Here is a 5,510-nt window from a genome sequence, read left to right on the forward strand (position 1 = left end):
ATCTCGCGTAGTGACTGTCCCTGCGCCCGGCGCAGGGCGATCTCCTCCCGCTCGAGGAAGTTCAGGCACCGCCCCTTGAGGTTTCGCCCGCGACGCGGCCGCACTCCGCCAGCCTCCTCCAAAACCCGGCCTGCGGTGCGCCGGCTCGTACGGATGGCAGCCACCGCCCCGGTAATGAACTCCCCGGCCTGCATCTGCTCCCAAAACATCTGCAGCAGATCCGGCCTGATGTAGATCGAGTACCCGCCCACAACACCACCCCCAAGGCTCAGTGTTGCAACCACCGCAAGAACCCAGGGTTCCCCTGCGGGCGTACTAGGGCTGCTCGGGGTAACGGGGTAACGGGGTAACGGGGTAACGGGGTAACGGGGTAACGGGGTAACGGGGTAACGGGGTAACTAGGTGCACTCCACTTGCGTGTTGCCGGTCAAAGGCTCGGGGCGTGTGTTTCGTGATGCCCTCGGGTTCCGGGCGTTTCCAAGGTGCGGGCCGCGGCTGAACCAGGAGGTGATCCGCCCGTGGGCAGCGCCCGGCGACCCAGCACCAGGGGTGGTGCCGGGTCTGATCGGCTGGGGTGATCGGCTCGGTGGCCTCAGGGGGTGTTCCAGCCCAGTGCGTCGCCGACGGCCTTGACGCCTTGGAGCAGGCGGGTGTTGAGGTCGACGCCGAGCTGGTTGGGGATCGTGATCATGACCATGTCCGCAGCAGTCAGGGCGGCGTCGTGGCGCAGCTGCTCGACGAGCTGGTCGGGTTCACCGTAGAAGGAGGGGCCGAAGCGGCTGCTGATGCCCTCGAGCTGGCCGACGCCTTCTCCGCCGGAGCTCTTGCCGGCGAAGTGGGTCCGGGTGGTGTCGTCGACGATCGGCATGATGGTCCGGGCCACCGAGACCTGTGGTGCCCATCCCCAGCCGGTTTCCTGCCAGGTGTTGCGGAAGCCCTCGATCTGCTCGAGCTGCAGCAGATCGAAGGGGAGGCCCTTCTCCTGCTGGATCAGTGTGGAGCTCATCAGCTGCATGCCCTGCTGCGCCGCCCAGCGCGCCGAGTCGAGGTTCCCGGCTCCCCACCACACGCGCTCCCGCAGTGCCGCTGACCGTGGGGTGAGGGGGAGCTTCCTGTCGCCGGGGTAGAGCTGGGGGTTGGGCTCGGCGATGGGTGCACCCTCGATCGCCGACAGCAGCTGGGCTGTGTGCTCACGGGCCATCTCGGCATCAGTTGACCCCGCGGCGGGGGTGTGGCCGAAGTGGCGGTAGCCCCGATCGGCGTGCTCGGGTGAGCCGCGGCTCACGCCCAGCTGCAGCCGCTCCCCGGAGAGCAGGTCGGTGGCCGCGGCCTGCTCGGCGAGGGCGAGCGGGTGCTCGTAGCGCATGTCGATCACCCCCGTGCCGAACTCCAGTCTCGTGGTTTTCGCTGCGATGTGGGACAGCAGGGGGAACGGGTTCGCCTGCTGGGCGGCGAAGTGGTGGACCCGGAAGTACGTGCCGTCGATGCCGATCTCCTCGGCCGCGACAGCCAGCTCGACGGACTGGTGCAGCGACTCGGCCGCCGAACGCACCTGCGAACCGCGCTGCTCGCTCCAGTGGTTGAAGGACAGAAAACCGATCTTCTTCATGATGCTTCCCCTTGTCCGGGACGCGGGCCGCCCCGCCTGGTACTTGAACCGTCAAGTAGAGTAGCCGTCGATAATTGACGTGTCAATTACTGTACGTGCGTTGCCCGCCGGCTTTACTGGGGCACCCGGGGTTGAGTGGGGCGGACCTCAGGCCTGACTGGTCCGGCGTGGACCCTTCTGGGGGCAGGCCCATCCGGCCCTGAGGTTCGGTCCGACCTCCAGGCCGGCCTCGCCCTCCGTGCCCAGCCCGTCCTCCGGGGCCGGGTCGCCGGAGCCCTGCTGCCAGGGGTCCTGTCCCGCGGAGGCCCTCCACCCATGTAATTGACACATCAATTACATGGGCCTAGAGTCCTCTCATCGAAGGAAAACTTCGCCGATGCGGTGAAGGCGTCCCCCGAGAGGGATGCCTTCACCATCGGGTGCGAACGTGTTCCAGGTGCTGGCTCCCAGCCCTGGTCTTCTGCGAATCAGTCATCTCAGCTTCGCCACCATCCTTGTGGCGCCCGTCGCGGTCGCCACATCTGCCAGACCCACCAGAGAAAGCAGGACCCCATGTCCAACGTCATCGTTTTCGGCGCCACCGGCTATGCCGGCGGCCACATCGTCACCGAGCTCGTCACCCGCGGCCACTCCGTGCGCGGTGTCGCCCGCAGCCTTCCGGAGTCGGCGCCCGAGGGTGTCTCCTTCATGGCCGGTTCCCTGCACGAGGCCGACTTCGTCCGCGAGGCCGTCTCCGACGCCGACGTCGTCGTGGTCGCGCTGCCGGCCAGTGCCACCACGGAAGGTGGCCCCCGTCTGGTGGACTCCACCCCGGCGGTGATCGATGCCGCCATCGCGGCCGGAGCGCGCCTGGGCGTGGTCGGCGGAGCAGGCTCCCTGCAGGTGGCCGAGGGCGGGCCGCAGGTGATGGACCTCGAGGCGTTCCCGGCCGAGTTCCGCCCCGAGGCCGCCAACCACGCCGAGGTGCTCCAGGCTCTTCGTGCGGCCCCGGCCGATCTGGACTGGTTCTACCTCAGCCCCGCCGGTGGCTTCGGCGCCTGGGCTCCGGGGGAGCGCACAGGCACCTTCCGCCTCGGGGGCGACGTGCTGCTCGCCGACGACCAGGGGCAGTCGAACATCTCGGGTGCGGACTACGCGATCGCCTTCGCCGACGAGATCGAGCAGCCCGCCCACTCCCGCCAGCGGTTCTCCGTCGCCTACTAGGCACCACCACAGGGAGACCCCGACCGAGGGCACCGACGCTGGACGGCGTCCACCGTCGGTGCCCTCGGTCCCGGACCCGTCAGCGGTGTCTCGCAGACGCCCAGTGGCGGGCGGCGACCAATGCCCACCCGCGTGCGGGGCAGACCCGGGTGGGCCGCCCCGCACGCGGGTGGGGCGGCCCACCCACCATATAGTTGACACGTCAATTATATGGGGTTAGAGTGGTCCGGTCAGAAGGAGCACAGCATGGACGAGATCACGAGACCACCTCGCAGCAGGCGTTCCCCCACGCACCGGGAACTGGCGGTCTGGCGGGACTACATCGAGACCTCCGAGGCCGTGAAGCGGGCTCTGGCCGCGGACTTCCAGGCCACCTCGGGTCTGTCGCCTGGTGACTACGGTGTGATGCTCGCCCTGAGCGAAGCACCGGATCGGCTGCTTCGCTCCTCGGAACTGGCCGAGGCCGTCGGGTGGGAGCGCAGCAGGCTCTCCCACCACCTGCGCCGTATGGAGGAGCGTGGGCTGATCGTGCGCCACAAGGTCGGCGGCGACAGCCGCGGGGCCGCCATCACACTCACCGACGCCGGTGCTGATCTCTTCCGCAAGTCCTCCACCTCGCACCTGCGGGTCGTGCGCGAGGTCTTCATCGACGCCTTCACTCCCGAACAGCTCGAGGCCATGCAGATCGCGGTGCAGGCGCTGCGCACCCACCTGGGGAACCGCCCGCCCAGCTCCGGCTGCTGAGCAGACCGCACACCAGCGATCCGCTCCCGGGGTACTTCCACCGCACCACCACCACTGCGACCCGTCGGTCCGTCATCGTCACCGAGCGTCAGCTCTGCCGCCCGGTCGCGGCGACCTCCCTGGGTGCCGCACACCCTTTTTGCCCCGCACACCTCTTGGGACGCGCCCTTGTGCGCCCTCACCACCTCTTCAAGACAGGACACCTGTGTACATCGCGCTCTGGATCATCGTCATCCTCCTCACCATCGCCTTCCTCGGTGCCGGCTCCATGAAGCTGTTGCGCCCCCGCACCGCCCTCATCGACGGCGGCATGCCGTGGGCCGAGGACTTCTCTCCCACCGCCATCAAGGCCATCGCCGTGCTCGAGATCCTCGGGGCGCTGGGCCTGATCCTGCCGCTGGCCACCGGCATCGCACCCATCCTCACCCCCGTCGCCGCCGTGGGCCTGGCGATCGTGATGCTCGGCGCCGTCGTCGTGCACCACCGCCGCCACGAATCCGTCATTGCCCCTGCTGTCCTCGCGGTGCTGTCCGTCGCCGCCGCGGCCCTGGGCTTCGCCACGCTCGGCTAGAGCGCGCACGGAGGCGCCCTGCCTGCCGTGTCCCGCCCTGCCGGTTCTCACCCCGCCGGTTCCTGCACGTCATGAGTTCTTGCCTGCCGGCGGGGTGGGGCCGGCTTCCACCACCGGCTCCTGGCGCCGGCGAACAATCTTTACGTTGAATCAGGAGAAGACCATGCCGTATCCCCTCGAACTCGGGCTGGACACCTTCGGTGATGTCACCGCGACCACCGACGGCAGCCTTGTCAGCCACGCCCAGACGATCCGCGACGTCGTGGACCAGGCGGTCCTGGCCGACCAGCTGGGCCTGGACTTCTTCGGCCTCGGAGAGCATCACCGTGTCGAGTTCGCCGTCAGCTCCCCGGAGGTGGTCCTCGCCGCGATCGCCGCGCGCACCGAGAACATCCGGCTCGGCTCCGCCGTGACCGTGCTCAGCAGCGATGACCCCGTGCGCGTCTACGAACGCTTCGCTTCCCTCGACGCCCTGAGCCGCGGCCGTGCCGAAGTGGTCCTGGGCCGGGGATCGTTCACCGAGTCCTTCCCCTTGTTCGGGTTCGACCTCGCAGACTACGAGGTCCTGTTCGAGGAGAAGATCGAGCTCTTCGCCCGACTGCTCAAGAACGCACCGGTCACGTGGTCCGGTACCCAGCGCACCGGCCTCACCGACCAGTGGGTCTACCCTCGTACCGAGTCGGGCACGATGAGGACCTGGGTGGGTGTCGGTGGCTCGCCCCAGTCCGTGGTCAGGGCAGCCCAGTACGGCTTGCCGTTGATGCTGGCCATCATCGGCGGCGAACCAGCGCGCTTCGCCCCCTACGCGGACCTCTACCGCCGGTCGCTGGCCGAGCTCGGCCGGCCCGAGCAGCCGATCGCGATCCACTCCTCGGGGTTCGTCGCACAGACGGACGAGGAAGCCCTCGAGATCGTCTACCCCCACCACATGGCGTTCATGGACAAAGCGGGCCGGGAGCGGGGATGGCCTCCCTACTCCCGGGCCCAGTACCTCCACGGCGCCGGCCCCGACGGGGCCCTCTACATCGGCTCACCCGAGACCGTGGCCCGCAAGATCGTCCGGAACCTCCGGCTCCTCGGGGCGTCCCGCTTCGACATGCGCTACAGCATGGGCCGGCTCGGACACGACCACCTCATGAACAGCATCGAGCTCTACGGCACCGAGGTGGCCCCCCGTGTCCACGAGCTCATGAACGAGACAACCCACCCCTGATTGCCGGCGAACACAGGTACTCATGGACGAAACGGCTGACCCTTCATGGGCGGCCGGCTACCGGACACGGTCCACGAGCCCGACGTTGCAATAGGGGTTCGGCGGATTCTGGCGGTCATTGCAACAGCAGGTCGCCGATCACCTCGATCGGTTTGAAGGAACTCTAGGCG

At 68.4% G+C, this 5,510-nt stretch carries 5 protein-coding genes and 1 pseudogene; 4 read left to right on the forward strand and 2 right to left on the reverse strand.

Annotation, left to right across the window (positions count from 1 at the left end; translation table 11 throughout):
* Positions 1-209: pseudogene (locus tag RE027_RS17625) on the reverse strand (IS30 family transposase); the annotation flags it as partial.
* A 383-nt stretch (positions 210-592) separates the two neighbouring features.
* Positions 593-1,609 (reverse strand): LLM class flavin-dependent oxidoreductase, encoded by a 1,017-nt coding sequence (locus RE027_RS17630; protein WP_368809601.1) that lies wholly within the window; start codon positions 1,607-1,609, stop codon positions 593-595.
* Positions 1,610-2,161: 552 nt separating this feature from the next.
* Here RE027_RS17630 and RE027_RS17635 point away from each other — a divergent pair.
* The 4 genes from RE027_RS17635 (at position 2,162) to RE027_RS17650 (ending at position 5,340) form a co-directional block, all read left to right on the forward strand.
* On the forward strand, positions 2,162-2,812 hold the full coding sequence (locus RE027_RS17635; RefSeq protein ID WP_368809602.1) for an NAD(P)-dependent oxidoreductase: 651 nt from the start codon (positions 2,162-2,164) through the stop codon (positions 2,810-2,812).
* A gap of 246 nt (positions 2,813-3,058) precedes the next feature.
* On the forward strand, positions 3,059-3,556 hold the full coding sequence (locus RE027_RS17640) for a MarR family winged helix-turn-helix transcriptional regulator (protein WP_368809603.1): 498 nt from the start codon (positions 3,059-3,061) through the stop codon (positions 3,554-3,556).
* Positions 3,557-3,761: 205 nt separating this feature from the next.
* Positions 3,762-4,127, forward strand: coding sequence for a DoxX family protein (locus RE027_RS17645; RefSeq protein ID WP_368809604.1), 366 nt, complete (start codon positions 3,762-3,764; stop codon positions 4,125-4,127).
* Between the two features lie 163 nt (positions 4,128-4,290).
* Positions 4,291-5,340, forward strand: a complete 1,050-nt coding sequence (locus RE027_RS17650; protein ID WP_368809605.1) for an LLM class flavin-dependent oxidoreductase — start codon at positions 4,291-4,293, stop codon at positions 5,338-5,340.
* The last annotated feature ends 170 nt before the right edge of the window (positions 5,341-5,510 follow it).

Origin of the sequence: Kocuria sabuli (assembly GCF_040981185.1) — a bacterium.
GTDB classification, from domain to species: domain Bacteria; phylum Actinomycetota; class Actinomycetes; order Actinomycetales; family Micrococcaceae; genus Kocuria; species Kocuria sabuli.

Excerpts from the sequence above, each read along its gene's own strand:
- RE027_RS17630 (WP_368809601.1), bottom strand. The coding sequence starts at position 1,609 with ATGAAGAAGATCGGTTTTCTGTCCTTCAACCACTGGAGCGAGCAGCGC.
- RE027_RS17635 (WP_368809602.1), top strand. The coding sequence starts at position 2,162 with ATGTCCAACGTCATCGTTTTCGGCGCCACCGGCTATGCCGGCGGCCAC.
- RE027_RS17640 (WP_368809603.1), top strand. The coding sequence starts at position 3,059 with ATGGACGAGATCACGAGACCACCTCGCAGCAGGCGTTCCCCCACGCAC.
- RE027_RS17650 (WP_368809605.1), top strand. The coding sequence starts at position 4,291 with ATGCCGTATCCCCTCGAACTCGGGCTGGACACCTTCGGTGATGTCACC.